We start from the raw sequence: 18,583 nt of genomic DNA, 5'->3' as shown, positions 1-18,583 counted from the left end.
CGCCTTTTGTTGATTTGGAATTTCATTATAGCTTTGACCTAAGGTTCTGCAACCTAATTAGAAAAGCCTAATTAACAAGTAAGTGCGTAACAGTATTGATTGTTTTGATTGCTATGTTAGTTTTATCAATTAAAACCGAATCTCAAAAGCCATGTGTTTTTTTGGCTTAATTATTTTTTCACTTTAATGGAATAACATTGAATATATTTATAGCCAGAAGATTGATTGTTGCTTTCTTCATTACCCTGTCTTTACTTGCGGTTATGAGTATTTATTTTGCTGTGCAAAAGTACAACTCCGATAAAGTGGACCTAATAAAACAACACTTTGCACATCAAGAGCATGTAATACAAACCATGTCAGCAAAGTTATCTTTTTTAAACGAGATAATCTTCACCAGTGCTAACTCAATAACGACTCTTTTACAATCTCCCCATACTGAAGAAATCAAACCATTGGGAGATGTTTTTGCATTTAGTTGGGGGCAAAAATTTAGACATAAGGTGAGTCGCAAAAGAGATACTGAATTAGGATGGCACTTCCAAACGATCCACACAAATCTTCGTAATTTGAACAGCAATCAACATATCAATAGTAGTTACTTGATTAAGCAATCTGGTAAATTTGATTTTGAATATATTCTACAAGCTGAGGATAATACCCCATCAGAAATCTTTGTTTGGTTGATCAGGCATGGTGTTTATATTGATTTTGACAGTAAGTCATTATTTAACATTCCTGTTATAAAAGCAGCAAACCAATTAACAAACTTTTTGATTTATCCTGTGTATAAACAAGGGGAAGAGAAATACTTTCTAATCGCTGAACTCGACAGTAAACTTTTGTCATTTCCTGCCAACATCAATAACAAATTTGTGATTTGGGATCCGATGAGTAGTTATTTATTAACAACCAACATTGCCATTGAACCTGAACACAACACGAATTCATTATTAAAGGTAAAAAAAGTATTCCCCTCGCCTTATAACAATATAATCAAACAATTAAATGACGAAATAAGTGAATTAAATACCCCAAGTGTAAACGAGGTAGATGGTTACCATTCCGTCATTTATGAGCAGTTTAGTTTAGGAGACGATCTCTTTAGGTTATTACTTGTTGATACGACCAATGAACTTGAATTAGTCGCATTTAAAGGGGCTAAGACATTTGCCCAAACGTTATTTCTAACCTCTACTTTTGTCATTATTGTATTTGCAGCGCTAATCAGTTGGTTGTTAGCGATGCCGGTTTCTAAACTGATCCATAGTATCGAAGGACTGCATTTTAAAAGAACACAAAGTAAAAATGCCCCGGCAAAAGGTTGGGAAGTTTGGTTTTCTTTACTTAACCAAACATATAGACAAAATAAAGAGTTATTAAAAACCTTAACCAACAGAGCGCATGATTTAGACGCTAAAGTTAATGCGCGAACACAACAACTGCTTGAACAAACCAGCACCAAAGATAGAAATTTGGCACTTAATCGAGCCATGATGAATACCATCCCTGATATGTTGTTTTATAAAAGTTTAGACAGCAAATACCTTGGTTGTAACAGTGCCTATGAAACCTTTATTGGTATGAGCGAACAAAACATAGTGCATAAAACCTCAAGAGAGATTTTTGAATTAAGTCGCGCCGTTTGGATTGAGGAGTTTGAACAAGAAGTCATTGCTAAAAAACAATCAATGGTAAGAAAGCGGTGGACTCGAAACTCAATGGGCGAGGCCGTTCTTATACGTTGGTTGTTTTCACCTATTATAAATAATCAAAATACAGTGTTAGGTGTATTAGGGTTAGGCAATGATATTACACAGCAACATCATAATGTTAATGAATTACAAAAAGCAGTCACCGCGGCCGAGAAAGCCAATGTAGTTAAAGGTGAATTCATTGCTAACATTAGTCACGAAATACGAACGCCAATGAACTCCATCATTGGGATGCTGGAGTTATTGGACGGCATCAACACAGACCCGAGCCAAAAAAGTTTTATTGGTATTGCAGAACATTCGGCAAAAAGTTTATTGGCCGTAATAAACAATATTTTGGATTTTTCTAAGGCAAATGCAAATAAGCTAAAAACGGAACTGAGTGTCTTTAATATTAATGATGTACTGGACAATGCTTTTGCAAATAGTTTGCCTAAAGCAATGAAAAAAGGGCTGTTATTAGACATCAACCTACCAATGCACTTTCCTCAGTTTTTCATCAGTGATGAAGTTAAATTAACTCAGATTTTTACTAACTTGATTGGTAATTCGGTGAAATTCACCCAGCAAGGAAGTGTAACGGTTTCAGCGGTTTTGATGGAAAAAGTGGCCATCAATAAGCAGAAAGTTAAATTTGAGGTTGTAGATACCGGGATTGGGATTGCAGAATCTGATCGACAGTCGGTATTTGAAGCCTTTTCACAAGCAGATAGTTCGGTCACTCGTGAATATGGTGGTACTGGATTAGGGTTAACCATTGCGTATCAATTAGTTCGATTGTTAGGTGGTGAAATTACCCTAGAAAGTGAACCTGGAGTAGGAACACGTTTCACTTTAGTCTTTGAATTTGGCAGCGTTGAAGAACAACCAAGACTAGAACAGATAGATCATAAGTGGGTTTATTGGGAAACCGAGGCTGAAATAGAAAAGTTAATACAAGGCAAACTAAACACAATAGGGGCTGACGCAAAAGCAATAAACTTACAGCAGCAAAACGACATAGAATTGTACAACGAACAAACAGTATTGTTATGCCGTTTAGAGTTAATTGAGCACATTCCTCAACCCGTAATCGACAAAATTCAGTCTGGTGTGATCCGGTTACAACCTATCACTTTCACTTTACAACCAAGCAGTAGTTTATCTCGTATCCCACACCTGCCATTGCTTACTGCACCTGTAAACATTCAAACAATGTTATTTAACTTGCACCAACAGCAAATCATTTACCCCAATTATCATCACACTAATGCAGCCCGATTACTGGGTAAACATATTTTAATTGTGGAAGATAACGATTTAAATCAGAAAGTATTAGAACTAATTTTCGAATCAGAAGGTGCGACATTCACAACCTGCTTTAATGGTCAGGAAGCTTTGTTAGAACTTGAAAAGCAACCATTTGATTTGATTGTGACAGACATTCAAATGCCAGTGATGGATGGATTGTCGCTAACGAACCGAATTCGTTTGATGGATGAATTTTGTGAACTCCCAATTATTGCCATGTCTGCGCATTCTTCCAAGTTAGATATCGAGAAGTCATTACAAGCTGGTATTAATCAACACTTGACCAAGCCCATTGATAAAACCAAACTGATTGAAGCAATACTGGCGTTTACACAGCCTGAGTTGATTGTGTTGAGTAAGCAATTACAGAATCAAGTTGATGTTCAATATTTATATAACCAAGTTAATCAGTCTGTCGATGCGGTATTGGCTATATTAAATAAATTCCATTTATCCTACTATGCTAGGTTAAGTGTGTTGTTAGATGACTTTGAACACCTTGACCCGACAGCACGGTTAGAATTGTTACACAGCTTTAAAGGGGCATCGGGCAACATAGGTGCAAAATATATCCACCAATTAACCAAAGAGCTAGAAATGCAGCTAATTGCTGACTCTGTCCTCAAACACAGTGTCAATTTGTGGCAACAGTCGGTTAAACAATTATTTTCAAACTTAGTTGTTGTACTAAAGTTAGCTAAGTAGAATGGCGCAATAATAATTACATAATAATAAAATTTAAGGGGAGTCAGAGTGTCTGAAATTGAAAGAGAATCAATGGACTTTGATGTCGTAATTGTAGGGGCCGGGCCTGCTGGTTTATCAGCGGCAATTCGATTGATGCAAAAAGCGCAAGAAAACGAAGAAGAGTTGATGGTCTGCGTGGTAGAGAAAGGCTCTGAAGTTGGCGCTCATGTATTGTCAGGTGCGGTACTAGACCCAAAAGCATTAAATGAACTAATACCAGATTGGAAAGAGAAAGGCGCTCCGTTAACTACTCAAGTTAGTCACGATGAAATTTATTACCTACGCGGTGATCTTGCATCTTCTAAAGTCCCAAGTTTTGCCTTCCCAAAAACAATGCACAATGATGGTAATTATATTGTTTCAATGGGCAATGTATGTCGTTGGTTAGCGGAACAAGCTGAATCTATGGGGGTTGAAATATTCCCAGGTTTTGCAGCGTCACACGTTTTGTACGATGAACAAGATAATGTGGTTGGTATACAAACTGGTGATATGGGCTTAGATGAAGAGGGTAATCCTAAAGATTCATTTATGCCGGGTATGGAATTAAGAGCAAAATACACTATTTTTGCCGAAGGCTGTCGTGGTCACTTAGGCAAAGAACTTATTGCGAAATACCAGTTAGACGCGGATAAATCTCCTCAACATTATGGTTTAGGTTTTAAAGAAATTTGGGACGTTCCAGCGGAACAACACCAAGAAGGATTAGTTATCCACTCTGCGGGTTGGCCACTCACTGGTGAATTAAGTGGTGGTGGGTATTTGTATCACGCAGAAGGTAATCAAATTGTGTGTGGTTTGATCATAGATCTTAATTACAACAACCCGCATGTGAGCCCATTCGAAGAGTTTCAACGAATGAAACATCATCCAGTGTTTGCAAAACATTTAACTGGTGCGAAACGAATTGCTTACGGTGCCAGAGCGATTGCCAAAGGCGGCTTAAATTCGTTACCTAAAATGTCTATGCCGGGAGGTTTTTTAGTTGGTTGTAATGCTGGCACCTTAAATTACGCCAAGATCAAAGGTAATCATGCTGCAATGAAGTCAGGCATGTTAACCGCTGAAGTTATTTTTGATGCGTTAAAAGCCGGCGATCAAGGCCAGTCAGACCTTACTCAACTGCAAGACACATTTGAGCAAAGCTGGTTATATGATGAATTAAAATCCAGCCGTAATTTTGGCCCTGTCATGCACAAGCTCGGTGTATTTCTGGGGGGGGCATATAATACGCTTGACCAAAATTGGTTTGGTGGGAAATTGCCGTTTAACTTTACAGACAACACTCCTGACCATGCGAACATGAAATTGGCTTCAGAATGTGAAAAAACTGAGTACAAGAAGCCGGATGGTAAGCTAAGTTTTGATCGTTTATCGTCGGTCTTTTTATCAAATACTAACCATGAAGAAGAACAACCTGTTCACTTAAAATTAACGGATCCACAAATACCGTTAACGGTTAATTTAGATAAATTTGATGAACCCGCTCAGCGTTATTGCCCGGCTGGTGTGTATGAGTTTGTGAAAAGTGAAGCGGGTGAAAACCAATTCCAAATTAACTCACAAAACTGCATCCATTGTAAGACGTGTGATATTAAAGACCCAGCTCAAAATATCACTTGGGTAACGCCAGAAGGCGGTGGTGGTCCTAACTACCCAAATATGTAATCAAGTTAAGTTAAGATTGATTTGAAATAAAAAAGGCGCAAATTTTGCGCCTTTTTAGTATTTCAATTACACCTAACATCAAATTAGTGTTAGTTTTAATTGCAAGGTAATCAATTATGGAACATTCCGGCAAAAGCATATCTTATGAACATTAAATCCATCATGGTCTCGGCCAAATTAAACGGCACACCAGATTCAAGTGTTAAACAACTTATCGACGATATGATTGCCAATCAACATTCATGTGGGTTAATTGGTACCGGTAATACTTTGCAAGGCATTATCAACGAACGTGAAGTTATGTTGGTTTGTCAGGCCGCATTTCAAGGTGAATCTTCCAACGCACCTCGTGAAGTCATAGTGTCAGAGATTATGAATAAACAACCATTTTGTTTACATCAAGATACATCTATTTATGAAGCGTTTGTCACAGCAAAGGTGAAACAGCTAAGAAGTTTACCAGTAATTGACGATGACGAGCGCTTGGTTGGAATTGTTACTCAAAGTGAATTGTTAGATGCTTACATCAAATTAATGGATTTAGATAAAGATTTAAAGATCACCAATAAAAAACTTAAGTCATTAGCATTAGAAGACAGCTTAATGAAAATTGGCAGTCGACACGCGATGGAGATTGACCTTAAATACACAGCTGCACAAGCTAAACGAAATAAGTCCACGTATTCCATAGCTATGGTTGATGTCGATTTTTTCAAACTTTATAACGATATGTACGGTCATCAAAGTGGTGATGTCGCTTTATTATCAATCGCTAACATCATTAATAAAATAAGTCGTAAGTCGGACCGAGTATACCGCTATGGCGGTGAAGAAGTATTAATCATAATGAGTGATACGGATGAGCATGGTGCTAAAGAAAGTGCAGAACGAATAAGAGCGGCAATTGAAATGGCCGCTATCGAACATTTAGCCAGTGATCTAAAGGTACTCACTGTAAGTATAGGGTTATGCTCTAAAATGGCGGGTAACTGGGAAGAAATGGTTAATGTGGCAGATACCGCCTTGTATCAGGCTAAACAAACCGGACGGAACCGAGTGCGATAGTGTTTCATCTTGTTCACATCGTCATCATGTAACCTAACATCCCTAATAAAAAACCACATACCGCCCCCATTGGTGGAAAATAATGATTTTTTAAAGGCACTTGTGGTGCTATATCTTGAAACACCGTATATAAAATCCCCCCTGATGCAAACAGCATAATGACTGACAGTAACTCTGGAGAATCCACTAACCATAAGTATCCCGTTACTCCACTTAACGGACCTAACAATGAAAATAATAAGAAGATCACTATGATTTTAAATGAGGAGTAGGGGCTGGTTTTTTTCAATTCATCAAAGGCATTAAAACCTTCAGGAATATTCTGTAACGCTATTAATACCGCCAGTAAGATTGCCATTTGAGGATTGATACTAAAAGTTGCCCCTAAAGCTAAGGACTCAGGAATAAAATCGGCCAACATCGCCAATAACTGGCTGGCTGATGTTTTTAATTTTGCTTGTAGAATATCTAATCCCATAAACACCAATGCGCCTAAGCTAAAACAAAGTGCACTGGCGAGTAATGATAAATGATGACTGCCTTCAGGAACTAATACTAACGCCACCGCGGACAGTAATGCTCCACCACCAAAGGCAACGATAAAATGTTGGAGCTCGTTAGCAAAGAGAATGCTTTTAAATGAAGCTTGATTTGCAATGACTGCACCCAAAGGTATAGCTAACCCAGCTAACAACGTTAACAAGATGATGGTTTGTAATGCGGTCATAATTTAACTCTTTAACGGTTATAATGGCTGAACTGTTATTAAATATTTACTGTTTGCTGTTGATACCAATATATATTTTTACATTGAGCTTGAATATATCTTCACTATCCACAATATTATTACTAGAGTGATACTTTAGGTGTTAACTGGTGTTATTTAAACTTTTATTTATTGTCAGCGTTTTATTAAGCACAGTTTCTGCAACAGAAATTGCGTCTAATAGCGGGCATGATTTAAGTTTCACTGAAATTAACATGATCACGCTGGATGAGTTAGCAAATCCAGAATTAGACTTAGAGAATCCATCCGCTTTATTGCACCGTAAGTTTAATTGGATTTTAGCCAGTTTTAAACAAAGTACGTTACATTATCAACAACCTTTCCATTCGCAATTACGCTACACAAACACCTATTCAAGAGCACCACCTACCTATTTTTCATAAATTAACCTATCCGTTTTAACAATAAATACTTTGCTTTTGGTCATTAACCAAGGGCGGATTGAACACAACGACAGCCCTTAAAGTAAGGCTCAGTTAACGCTTATAAACCCAATAAGTGGTTATGAATCGTTTTGTTCATTTAGATTATGAATTAGAGGTCAAAATGAAAAAATTACAATTATTTAACTTAGATGTAACTGACAATGTTGTTTCCCCTGAACAGTTTGATATTACTGATCTAAAATCACCTGCAACGACCATATTTACTGACTTTAAAAAACATGAAGCATTAATGGTTGAAAGCGATACATCCGCAGAAGATGCATTAAAATTAATGTTAAAGACTCATGTCAGAATGAAAATAGTGGTGTCAGATAACGATGACTTTTTGGGAATAATTAGTACTAATGAGTTAACAGAGCAGAAAATTTTGGCACAAGTTTCTAAAAGTAATAGTCGTAAAGACGTTTTAGTAAAGGATTTAATGATACCAAAATATCGTCTGCACGCATTTGATTACGATGAGTTAAAAGCTTCATCCGTGGCCGATGTTCTATTGGCTTTAGATAACTATAAACTGCGTCATTGTCTGGTATTAGACCGCTCAAGTCATCATATACGTGGGGTTATTTCCTCTAGTGATATCGCCAGAAAGTTGAAGTTAAACATTAACTTAAACTTAGAAAATACATTCAGTTCTATTTATCAAGCTGCCCATGCCGCTTAAGAGACTATAAACAAAAAAAACGACCTACAGAGTAATGCCTGTTAGGTCGTTTTTGTCATTATAGAGTCAGTTAGATAATATGACAGTCCATATGCAGGACGCAATAACAATACTTATCAATACCGCAGCGGATCCTAAATCTTTGGCTAACCCAGATAATGGGTGTATGTCTAAACTTATCCGATCCACAACTGCTTCTATTGCTGTATTGATCACCTCTGTAAACATAATAAATACAATAGATAAGATCAACATAGTGCGTTCAAATGGACTTACGTCAAAATAAAATGTTAAAGGGATGCATAGAACAAACAATAAAAGCTCTTGTCTAAAAGCCGACTCGTTTTTTAATAGCCATTTAAATGCCCGAGTAGAGTTAAGGCTAGCAAGGTAAATACGTTTGATCCCCTTAGGCTTATTTTCATTGTCGAACATTAATTTGTTACCTCTTGATTGTTATTTAAGGAAGACCGTCTTGCAATAACCGCGGATTTACAATTGTAAAATGGGTCATTAGTACGGTGATAGCTTTTAGTTTGAACTGAAGTGATATTGAGCAGTACATCAAACACATTGTCATGGCTCATCACATTTGACGAAACAGATTCTAAGCAATGTAAATTGAGCTCATTTTGTTCTGTGTTTGTCCAAAAAATCATAGGTACATGAGTTTGTTCCTGTGGGGCAAACGCATACGGTAATCCATGCAGATAAACGCCACTTTCTCCTAATGACTCACCGTGATCGGAAACATACAACATGGAAGTCGTGACGTTTTGCTTATTAGATAATTCAGCTAACTCTGAGATTACCTGTGCGAGCACATAGTCTGTATAAGCTATGGTATTATCATAAGAGTTGATTAACTCTTGCTCAGTGCAATTTTGAATATCGCTACGTTGACAATCAGGTGTGAAGATCCTTTTGTCGCTGGGGTAACGTTTAAAATAAGTAGGGCCATGGGAACCAATCATGTGCAATACGATGAGTGTGTTATCACTCGAAAGATTGGTTAACTTCTTTCGTAATGGTTGCAACAGGACTTCATCAAAACAATACTCACCGTCACACAATGGATTTCCCTTATCGGTCGCAATTTTTTCAGTTTTAACCCTGGTACATACGCCTTTACAGCTGCCATTATTATTACTTACCCACAATACATCAGCCCCAGCTAAGTGAACAATATCAATGACATTTTGTTGAGCGGTCGCAATGCGTTTGTTGTACTCTTTTTTATCTAACCTTGAAAACATGCAAGGGACGGATATCGCCGTAGCCGTTCCACATGAGGCCATATTATTAAATGAGATCACTCCTTGTTTTGGAGTGTAGCGGTTGGTTTGTTTTTGATAACCATTAAGTGAAAAGCTTTGTGCTCGTGCGGTTTCACCTAAAACAAATACGGTTACTTTTTTGTTGTTATTGGCTTTAACAATTTGAGGCGCTGTGTCTAATAATTTGAATTTTAATGGAGGGTAAAAATAATGATTACGAACATATTTGTACGCTGAGTCGACAAATTTATACGGCGTAATATAGCTTATTAAGTCTTTGTTATTTCGCCCAACAGCTGCGTAATTTGAATAAAACACGCCACCGATACATACGGTTAAGATTAAAGTAACTACGATTAACTTAACTCGATTTATTATTTGTTTAAACAAAGGCGAATAAGTGACGTTTACAAGATAGATAAACATGGCTGGGATAATCCCAAAAACAGTAAAAAAGATCACCGCGTACAAGTTTAAATAGGAAAATAACTCTGCCGAATCAGTTTCTACGGCGTTTTGTACCATGCCGTAATCAAAAACAACGCCATAGGTTAACGTGGCGTAAAACATTAATGCAGATAACAGTACGGTAATGATTAAGGTGGGTTTCAGTAACCATTTAAATGAAAATAAACTTTGAAGGATAACGGTTAACCCAAACAAAAAAGCGGGGAAAGTAAGTAAGAATAGAAGGTTATAGTCTTCCAAAGACGTGATGGCAGTCATTGACTTGGTTAAAAAAGGCAGATTCAGGATCAGTGTGATATATGCAGACACCAAGAGTAATAACTGATTGCTGGTAAGGGTCAAATGTTTAATAACGTTAATGATTATTTCGGAAGACGAGATAGTTTTAGAATTCATAACAACACCTATATTTATGTGTGGTTATATTAATTAGCGAAACTTAAGAACCGCTTAATGTTAACTGATGTTTTATAACGGCTTAGGTAAAAGTACTAAGTTAAAGGACTTGCTATAAATAATTGACGAGTAGAAACAAAAATCCCCGCATACAATGCAGGGATTTTATATTAACTAACTCGTTATAATTGTGTTTTAACGGTCAATAACTTTAAACTCGATTGAGCTTGGGTATTTTTCGCTGTGATAAAGCTTATGTTCTGCTTTTACGTAATCTTCCGCTTTAGCTTTGAAGATATTATTCACGTATTTTTGTGGGTTCATATCCATAAACGGGAACATGCTACTTTGAACTTGAATTTGTAATTTGTGTCCACGTTTAATCGTATGCAATACATCAAGTAATTCAAACTTAACCAGTGTTGGTTTGTTTGGTTCAAATGGCTCAGGTTTGCTCATGTCGTTTCTAAAACGCCCACGGATAATACCCCAACGTACTAATTCATGACGATTGCCAGTAGCTTTATCTACCTTGTTATTGGTTTCATCTACACCAGGGAAGACATCAACAAGTTTAACTACAAAATCGGCAGCACTTTGGCTTGTAGATACCCAAAGGTTCAAATCAATAGCTCCTGCAATAGTCATATCTTGTTCAGCTACATCACCATTAAACACTAGTACGTCGGTACGTCTTGCTGTAAAACGTTGATCTTCCGCCATGTAAGGTTTATCCCAACCACGACTTGTATGTGCTGAATGTGGAACCGGCTTTTTAGGATCACTGATGTAATCGCTATAACCACCTTTTTGGTCTTTTTGCGTGAGTAATTTTTCATTGTTACCCATATATAAAGTAACATCTTTACCTTGTCTTGGTGGCCAAGTGTCAAACTCACGCCAGCGATTTGCACCAGTTTCAAATATGGTCGCCTTGGCTAAAGCGTCTGCTTTTTCATCTTTTAAATTTTTCTTGAAAAATGGCAGTAAAATACGTTTTTGGAACCACTCACTTGTGTCGAACCCTAAGTTAGCTTCACCCATTTTATCGCCATTGCCACGGTTCCATTGACCGTGATACCAAGGACCCATAATGATATGAACATTATCTTTTTTATTGCCTTTAGACATGGTTTGGTAAGTGGCTAACGGCCCATATAAGTCTTCAGTATCATACCAGCCGCCAACGACTAACGTAGCCGGCTTTACATTATCAAGATGTTGTAACAAATCTCGTTTTTGCCAATACTCGTCATAGTTTGGGTGCTCCGTTAATTCATTCCAGAAAGGGCGTTCGCCTTTAAAGTAATTTTTGTTTACGTTGGATAAAGGACCTAAGTTACGGAAAAAGTCATATCCATCAGGAGTGGTTGAATCCATGCCTTTTGGCCAATGAGCAAATTGGCCATTTCGTTGTTTATCAAAAGTATCAAAGAAAATGAACGCCATTGGTGTAGAGAAAGCACCATTACGATGAAAGTCATCAAAGAACCAATCCGCAATTGGTGCTTGTGGTGAAATAGCTTTAAGCGCTTTGTGGCTATTAATCGCGGCTACCGAAGTGTAATAACCAGGGTAAGAGGTTCCCCACATACCTATTTTGCCATTGTTATTTGGTATGTTTTTAACTAACCAATCAATCGTGTCGTAAGTATCTGTAGCATCATCCGTTGCATTTCCACCTTTGTCATTGGCGTCTTGTGGGCGCATATTGACGTATTCGCCTTCCGACATGAACTTACCGCGAACATCTTGGAAAACAAATATAAAACCTTCTTTCTCAAAGCTCTCACTTGGACCTAACTTGGTTTTATATTTATCAACACCATACGGTGCAACTCGGTATGGTGTACGTTGCATCATCATTGGGTATTTAGTTGATTTGTCATAAGGAATGTAAACTGAGGTGAAAAGTTTTACCCCATCACGCATTGGGATCTGGTATTCGTATTTAGCGTAATGAGAGCGGATATGTTCAGCTCTTTTATCTTGTTTTTTTGGTTCTGCGGCTTGGGTAAATCCAGCGAGCAGCAGCAAGAAAAACAAGCTAACGAACCTTGATAAGGTTTTGTTATTCATTAAATTATCCTTAAGCTATTAAAATTATTAGATTTGTTTTGTAGCGCTTACGGCAGAAATATTACTATGCTAGGAAAAACCAGCGTATGGAAAAACGGTGAGGTGAACCAATTCAGCGGTGAGTGTTTTTTATTCTATTTAGTTTGTTTTCAACTAAACCATTCAAACTAAGCCATAAAAAGGCAACGATCTAATATTTTAGATGGTTAAAGTAAAAGTAAGTGTGTTGCCTAATTTCATTGCAACAGAAACGTCTACGCCAATGTTGTCACAATAAGATTTAACAATGGCTAATCCTAACCCGTATCTATCGGATGACGTTCTGGATGAATCTTTTTGCCAAAGAGGTTCAAAGAAATGTTGTAACTCAACTTCATCGTATTGATAGACACTAATGTTTGAAATCATCAGTGTTATTTTGCCATCATCGGTCAGCGCACTTGCAATGAATATATCCGAATTATCTGGACTGTAAAAAATGGCATTACTGATTAAATTACTCAGTATGGTTTCTAATGCTATGTCGTTAGTGAGTGCAGTAATGTGTGGATTTACATCAAGTTTTATCACCCGATTATTAATGTTTTCTCTTAAAATGATTTGGTTAAGTAACTGAGAAATATTGACTTGTTTTTTTGCTAATTGCGCGCCATTGGTACTTTTTTGTAACAGAAGGATGCCATTAACTATGTTTTTTAATCGTTGGGAGATACTAAGCACTTCAGCTTTATAATCGTTATTAAGTTGTTGTTCGTGGGGGAATTTAATCGACACTTCCGTTAAATTGAGTAATTCAGCTATCGGGGTTTTTAACTCATGAGCAATATCGGATGTGATCCTTTTTTCACGAGAATAGAGAATTTTATTTTCATTCAAAAAGTGGTTAATACCATTAGCAATGGGGGTTAATTCAATGGGTAAATTATGGGTTGAAATTGAGCTGTTGTTTGAGTTTAAGTTAACGCTTTTTAATTCAGTATTTAACTTCTCAAGTGGTGACAACCCTTTTTTAACCACTTTAAAGACTATCAAACGTACTGCGAAGACAACGGTTAATGAAGATAAAATAAAGATGATATCGACAAACCATAATATTTGCTCCAGCTCTTCGATACTAATGGCATAGGCCAATTCCATGATTTTTTGGTTATGAATAAAATCTTGTTTTCGCCCACCTAAAACTTGCCTATCATCACTGTCAATCTGTGGTTTAAACTTAGTGAAGTACAATCTACCTGAACGACCATCAGGCAGGGTAATGTTAGTGATTTTTGCTTTATTCAACTCGACATCTAATTTGGGTAAGTGATTTTCCTCAAACAACTCCAACGTTTTAGACCGCTCAAAAACTTGGTTATCTCGCCATAATTGAAAATATTCAGGGTCATTGTTGCCAGAAAATTCGGGCATAAACTCATCGGCAAAATGAAACTCTACTTGATCTAAGTCTTCTTCAACTAAAGTAACCAAAAAACCAGACTTGCTGGTCATGGCTCTATCAAACTCATTACTAATCCAGTTATCTACACCTATGTCCGTAAGTAATAAGATGATCACCAATAAGGTGGAAATGGACAGGGTTAAATAACGACTGAGCTTAAGTTTAATTGAGTTCATTGATTGGATTCGACGAAATATCCGAAGCCTCGTTTGGTTTTAATGGGTAAATCACAGCCTAACAATCGAACTTTCTTTCTGGCACTTGATAAATGCGCTTCCAATGAGTTTTTGGCCACGGAATCATATTGGCCAGCTAAGTATTCACTCAGTTTTTCCGGTGAAATTACTTTGCCTTGATTGGAAAATAAACATTCTACAATTTTGTATTCGTTCGGGGTTAAATTGGCGTCTTTGTTATTACAATAAAGCTGTTTTAAATGTAGATCTAAACTAAACTCGCCAATGTTAATTTTACTATCGCTGATGTTTAAACTGCCGCGTCGCATTAGGCACAATAAACGTACATGCAATTCATCAAATGAAAATGGTTTGGTGAGATAATCGTCAGCACCATTGAGTAACCCTTCGACTTTATCTTCAATCAGATCTCGTGCAGATAAAATTAAAACCCTAAGATCTTTTTTAGCTTTACGTATGGCTTTTAAAATTGCAGTACCATCCACGCTAGGCAACATGAGATCCAAAATTAGCAGCGAATAGTCACCGGTTAACGCCATCGTTAAACCTTCAGAGCCATCACCTGTATCGTCTACAGTGAAACCTAAATTAGATAAGCCTATTTTTAGACTGCGTCTTAGTGACGTTGAATCTTCAATAATGAGTACTTTCAATGGTTTTCCAAATCAGATTTAACGCAAGGTAACTAGACTAACTTGTTAAACTTAAGATTAACTGAATTTTTGCTTAAGTTGATTAAATATCCAGTTAAATTCTATCAATAATTATTTTAAATTTAATAAAATAGTTTTGATTGTAAGCGCTTTCAATTAATTAATAGCATGGTAAAGTAAGCGACAGTATGACGTAACTTAGTACAAAAAAAATGAAAATATCTCCAACAATTATTTACACTATTATCGTGTCTTTAGGTGGGTTCATCTTTGGCTTCGATGCATCGGTTATTTCTGGAACCCTAAACTTTATTGTGACAGAGTTTGACTTATCGTCTATTGAACAAGGTTTTGTCGTCAGTGCACCTACTTTAGGTGCGATAATAGCGACTGTGACTGCAGGTATCTTAGCCGACCGTTTTGGTCGTCGTAATCTACTTATTGTTATCGCATTGTTATATTTGTTATCTGCCGTTGCCTCTGCATTTTCAACTAGTTATTGGATGTTAGTAAGTGCTCGATTTATTGGTGGGTTAGCATTTTGTTCACTGATGATAGCGCCTATGTACATCGCGGAGATTAGCCAACCGGAAAAACGCGGTAAATTGGTTTCCATCAACCAATTAAATATTGTTATCGGTTTTTCAGCCGCTTATTTTGCTAATTATTATGTACTGGAACTAAGTCAATCTAGTGCAAGTTGGGTATCAGGTATTGGACTGGATACTCATACCTGGCGTTGGATGTTAGGCCTAGAAATAGTACCAGCCTTAGCTTGGTTTATTTTATTGTTTTATGTGCCTCGTAGTCCCCGTTGGTTGGCATTAAAAGGACAAGATACCCAAGCTATTTCTGTTCTAAAACAGCTAAATGAAAACGATGAACAGCATGATTATCAACAAGACATTGAACAAATTAAACGCTCATTAGAAAATAAAGACACTTCATTGTTGGCAAGCTTAAAATATCTATTTAACTCTAAGATTCGGTTTGCTATTACCATAGGGATCATTGTTGGCATCGCCCAACAGATCACAGGTATCAACGCCATTTTCTTTTATGCCCCAAGTATTTTTGAACAAAGTGGCGTGGGCACCAATGCAGCCTTTGCCCAAGCGGTTTTGGTTGGGGTTATTAATGTATTGTTTACGATTGCGGCAATGATGCTAATTGATAAACTAGGTCGAAAACCTTTGTTAACCATAGGATTAGCCGGGGTTTCATTAAGCATGGCATTGTGTGCTTACGGGTTTTCACAAGCCACCTACAAACTGACGGCAGACGATATTGAAAGTTTAGTCGTTAAAGAACAATCATTAGCTAAGTTAATGGACGTGCAGGGGAAAACGTATCAATCTGATGTCGAATTTAAACAAACGATCGTTAAGTTAGTTGGTCAGCAAACCTTTAGTGCGCACCAAGGTGACATTTTAAAACTAGCAGCCACTATGAACGCTACGGTTATACTGCTTGGTATCTTAGGTTTTGTCGCTTCATTTGCGTTTTCTTTAGGTCCGGTGATGTGGGTCATGTTTTCCGAAATATTTCCAAATCATGTTCGGGGTATAGCAATCTCTTTTGTCAGTGTGATCAATAGCATAGTCAGTTTTACCGTCACTTTCGTATTCCCATGGGAGTTAGAAGTGCTCGGTTCGGCCTTTACCTTTTTGATTTATGGTGCGTTCGCCTTCATCGCTTTGATTTTAGTGGTGCGGTTATTCCCGGAAACAAAAGGTAAGTCGTTGGAACAAATTGAAGCTGAAATGGCGAGTTAATACACGTTAAAAAGTTAAATATAAAAATATGATAAGCCAGCTACCGCTGGCTTTTTATTAATCAAGTTTTGTTAAAAATAATTGAAGAGTAGCAATGAATATAAAAAATAAATACAACACTAAAAAGAGGAGTCTATTTTGGCTAATTAACTTCTTTATTTTAATCTCTTTGGCCGGTTGCGACCTTTTATCGAATAAAGGCTCAAATTATATACCACCAATTAGTGTGCAACTTTGGTCTGTAAAAGAAGAGCTTAAGGCTGATTTTAAAGGCACTATTAAGTTATTAGCTAACATGGGTTTTAACGGGGTTGAATTTGCCGGTGACTTTGGCCCTTTTAAGGATAAAGCTAAACAGTTAAAGGAATTTTTAACTGAAAATGGGTTATCAGCTAGTGGTGCTCATATTGGTTTTGAACAATTATCAGCATCTAAACTAGATGCCACATTAACGTTCTATCAAGAGTTAGGGGTTAAATTTGTTATCGTGCCTTGGGATGATCGAGCTTGGCATCCAACCGGAGTGATTGAATTGGCTAAACAATTAACTAAGTTATCGGAGCAAGTAAAACCTTATGGTCTAGTAATTGGTTTTCACAACCATGACCAAGAGTTTAATGATCACCAAGGAGCTACTTATTGGGATTATATTGCCCAACACACGCCAGAATCGGTTTTGCTGCAATTAGATATTGGTTGGGTTAATTACGCAGGCAAAGATCCAATTGAATACGTTCAAAAATATGCAGGGAGAACGTTAACAACGCATTTTAAAATTCGAACAAAAGAGGGCGATAACGTCACGCCAATAATTGGAAAAGATAATTACAATTGGGCAGAACTAATTAAAACTAATATAAAAGTTGGTGGCACAAAGTGGTTAGTCGTCGAGCAGGAAGAATACCCAGGTGGATTGTCGCCGATTGAAGCGGTTGCTCAATCGAAATTGGGATTAGATAAAATAATTGAGCAATTATAATAGGAAATACTATATGTGCCGTTTCGTCATATTACTTGTTACTGCGTTGTGTTTATTAGGCTGCAATAACGCACAACAAACAGTGTCAGGACCTCAGTTACAGCGAATAACTTACCAAAGTAAAGTTGAGAACATTGAACGTGATTACTTTGTTTATTTACCTAAAGGTTATGCATCGGACAAAACCAAACAGTGGCCCTTAATGCTGTTTTTACATGGCAATGGTGAACGAGGTGATGGTAAAAAACAACTGGGGCATGTACTAAAACACGGCCCTTTATATGAAGCTTGGATTCAGAAAAAAGATTTGCCTTTTATTATAATATCGCCGCAGTTACCTATGTTCGGCTTTGATAAAATGGGTATTGGTTATATCGACCAACGTACTGACGACAGTATTCCAGTCCGGTTAAATGATGGCGTTCCAGAAAGGCCTTCCGCTTTTGTTACAGCGGGAGAACTCACCGGGGCCATCGCCGTTGATATGACTGAACAAGCCCCTTTATTTCCTATGGGGTGGGAACAAGTTGAGACAGACTTATTAGATATGCTTACACATGTTAAGCAACACTATCGTACTGATAATCATAGAGTGTATCTGACTGGTTTAAGTTATGGTGGTGTGGGCACTTGGTATATGGCCAGCAAACATCCAAAATTGTTTGCGGCTATTGCACCTGTCGTTGGTTGGGGGCACCCAAGTCTGATGGAACCAATTGCTCAACAGCAATTACCCGTTTGGGCATTTGCGGGTGGTAGAGACTCAGCTGTAGTGGTTGAACGTTTTTATCATGGTTTAAATACGTTAGAACAGTTAGGTCATCCTGATGTGAGATTCACAGTACACGAGGACTTGGGTCACGATACTTGGACGCGGGTTTATTCTGGTGATGATATTTATACTTGGCTGTTAAACCACAAAATAGGTAAGTAAAA

The 18,583-nt window shown here is 37.3% G+C and carries 14 protein-coding genes; 8 read left to right on the top strand and 6 right to left on the bottom strand.

Annotated features, from left to right (window positions below; translation table 11 throughout):
* Positions 1 to 197 precede the first annotated feature (197 nt).
* The 3 genes from KO505_RS04685 to KO505_RS04675 all read left to right on the top strand — a co-directional run bounded on the left by KO505_RS04685 (position 198) and on the right by KO505_RS04675 (position 6,485).
* Positions 198 to 3,710 carry a response regulator gene (locus KO505_RS04685; RefSeq protein WP_216054284.1) on the top strand — a complete coding sequence of 1,171 codons (3,513 nt, stop codon included), beginning with the start codon at positions 198 to 200 and terminating at the stop codon, positions 3,708 to 3,710.
* 72 nt (positions 3,711 to 3,782) lie between these two features.
* A complete protein-coding gene (locus KO505_RS04680; protein ID WP_216054367.1) occupies positions 3,783 to 5,420 on the top strand; it encodes an electron transfer flavoprotein-ubiquinone oxidoreductase in 1,638 nt (545 codons plus the stop codon).
* 144 nt (positions 5,421 to 5,564) lie between these two features.
* Positions 5,565 to 6,485 (top strand): diguanylate cyclase, encoded by a 921-nt coding sequence (locus KO505_RS04675; protein ID WP_216054283.1) that lies wholly within the window; start codon positions 5,565 to 5,567, stop codon positions 6,483 to 6,485.
* Between the two features lie 13 nt (positions 6,486 to 6,498).
* Here KO505_RS04675 and KO505_RS04670 read toward each other — a convergent pair whose 3' ends face one another.
* On the bottom strand, positions 6,499 to 7,212 hold the full coding sequence (locus KO505_RS04670; RefSeq protein ID WP_216054282.1) for a ZIP family metal transporter: 714 nt from the start codon (positions 7,210 to 7,212) through the stop codon (positions 6,499 to 6,501).
* Between the two features lie 149 nt (positions 7,213 to 7,361).
* Between KO505_RS04670 and KO505_RS04665 the strand changes: the two genes are divergently transcribed.
* Positions 7,362 to 7,655 (top strand): hypothetical protein, encoded by a 294-nt coding sequence (locus KO505_RS04665; RefSeq protein WP_216054281.1) that lies wholly within the window; start codon positions 7,362 to 7,364, stop codon positions 7,653 to 7,655.
* Positions 7,656 to 7,818: 163 nt separating this feature from the next.
* On the top strand, positions 7,819 to 8,382 hold the full coding sequence (locus tag KO505_RS04660) for a CBS domain-containing protein (RefSeq protein WP_216054280.1): 564 nt from the start codon (positions 7,819 to 7,821) through the stop codon (positions 8,380 to 8,382).
* Positions 8,383 to 8,448: 66 nt separating this feature from the next.
* Here the strand turns inward: KO505_RS04660 and KO505_RS04655 are convergent, their stop codons facing one another.
* The 5 genes from KO505_RS04655 to KO505_RS04635 form a co-directional block, all read right to left on the bottom strand.
* Positions 8,449 to 8,817: a diacylglycerol kinase gene (locus KO505_RS04655; protein ID WP_216054279.1), complete on the bottom strand. Its 369-nt coding sequence runs from the start codon at positions 8,815 to 8,817 to the stop codon at positions 8,449 to 8,451.
* Positions 8,817 to 10,523 carry a phosphoethanolamine transferase gene (locus tag KO505_RS04650; protein WP_216054278.1) on the bottom strand — a complete coding sequence of 569 codons (1,707 nt, stop codon included), beginning with the start codon at positions 10,521 to 10,523 and terminating at the stop codon, positions 8,817 to 8,819. The genes KO505_RS04655 and KO505_RS04650 overlap by 1 nt, the downstream gene beginning before the upstream one ends.
* 195 nt (positions 10,524 to 10,718) lie before the next feature.
* Positions 10,719 to 12,602, bottom strand: coding sequence for a CocE/NonD family hydrolase (locus KO505_RS04645; protein ID WP_216054277.1), 1,884 nt, complete (start codon positions 12,600 to 12,602; stop codon positions 10,719 to 10,721).
* Positions 12,603 to 12,800: 198 nt separating this feature from the next.
* Positions 12,801 to 14,219 carry a HAMP domain-containing sensor histidine kinase gene (locus KO505_RS04640; protein WP_216054276.1) on the bottom strand — a complete coding sequence of 473 codons (1,419 nt, stop codon included), beginning with the start codon at positions 14,217 to 14,219 and terminating at the stop codon, positions 12,801 to 12,803.
* Positions 14,216 to 14,893 carry a response regulator transcription factor gene (locus tag KO505_RS04635; protein WP_216054275.1) on the bottom strand — a complete coding sequence of 226 codons (678 nt, stop codon included), beginning with the start codon at positions 14,891 to 14,893 and terminating at the stop codon, positions 14,216 to 14,218. The genes KO505_RS04640 and KO505_RS04635 overlap by 4 nt, the downstream gene beginning before the upstream one ends.
* Positions 14,894 to 15,105: 212 nt before the next feature.
* On the opposite strand from KO505_RS04635, the gene KO505_RS04630 reads away from it, so the two are divergent.
* The 3 genes from KO505_RS04630 (at position 15,106) to KO505_RS04620 (ending at position 18,581) form a co-directional block, all read left to right on the top strand.
* Positions 15,106 to 16,668 carry a sugar porter family MFS transporter gene (locus tag KO505_RS04630; RefSeq protein ID WP_216054274.1) on the top strand — a complete coding sequence of 521 codons (1,563 nt, stop codon included), beginning with the start codon at positions 15,106 to 15,108 and terminating at the stop codon, positions 16,666 to 16,668.
* Between the two features lie 94 nt (positions 16,669 to 16,762).
* Entirely contained in the window at positions 16,763 to 17,647 is an 885-nt protein-coding gene (locus KO505_RS04625; RefSeq protein ID WP_216054273.1) for a sugar phosphate isomerase/epimerase, read from the top strand.
* 13 nt (positions 17,648 to 17,660) lie between these two features.
* Positions 17,661 to 18,581, top strand: a complete 921-nt coding sequence (locus KO505_RS04620) for a prolyl oligopeptidase family serine peptidase (RefSeq protein ID WP_216054272.1) — start codon at positions 17,661 to 17,663, stop codon at positions 18,579 to 18,581.
* The last annotated feature ends 2 nt before the right edge of the window (positions 18,582 to 18,583 follow it).

It is taken from the genome of Psychrosphaera sp. F3M07, assembly GCF_018860345.1.
GTDB lineage: Bacteria > Pseudomonadota > Gammaproteobacteria > Enterobacterales > Alteromonadaceae > Psychrosphaera > Psychrosphaera aquimarina.
This window is presented reverse-complemented; position numbering and strand designations above follow the sequence as displayed.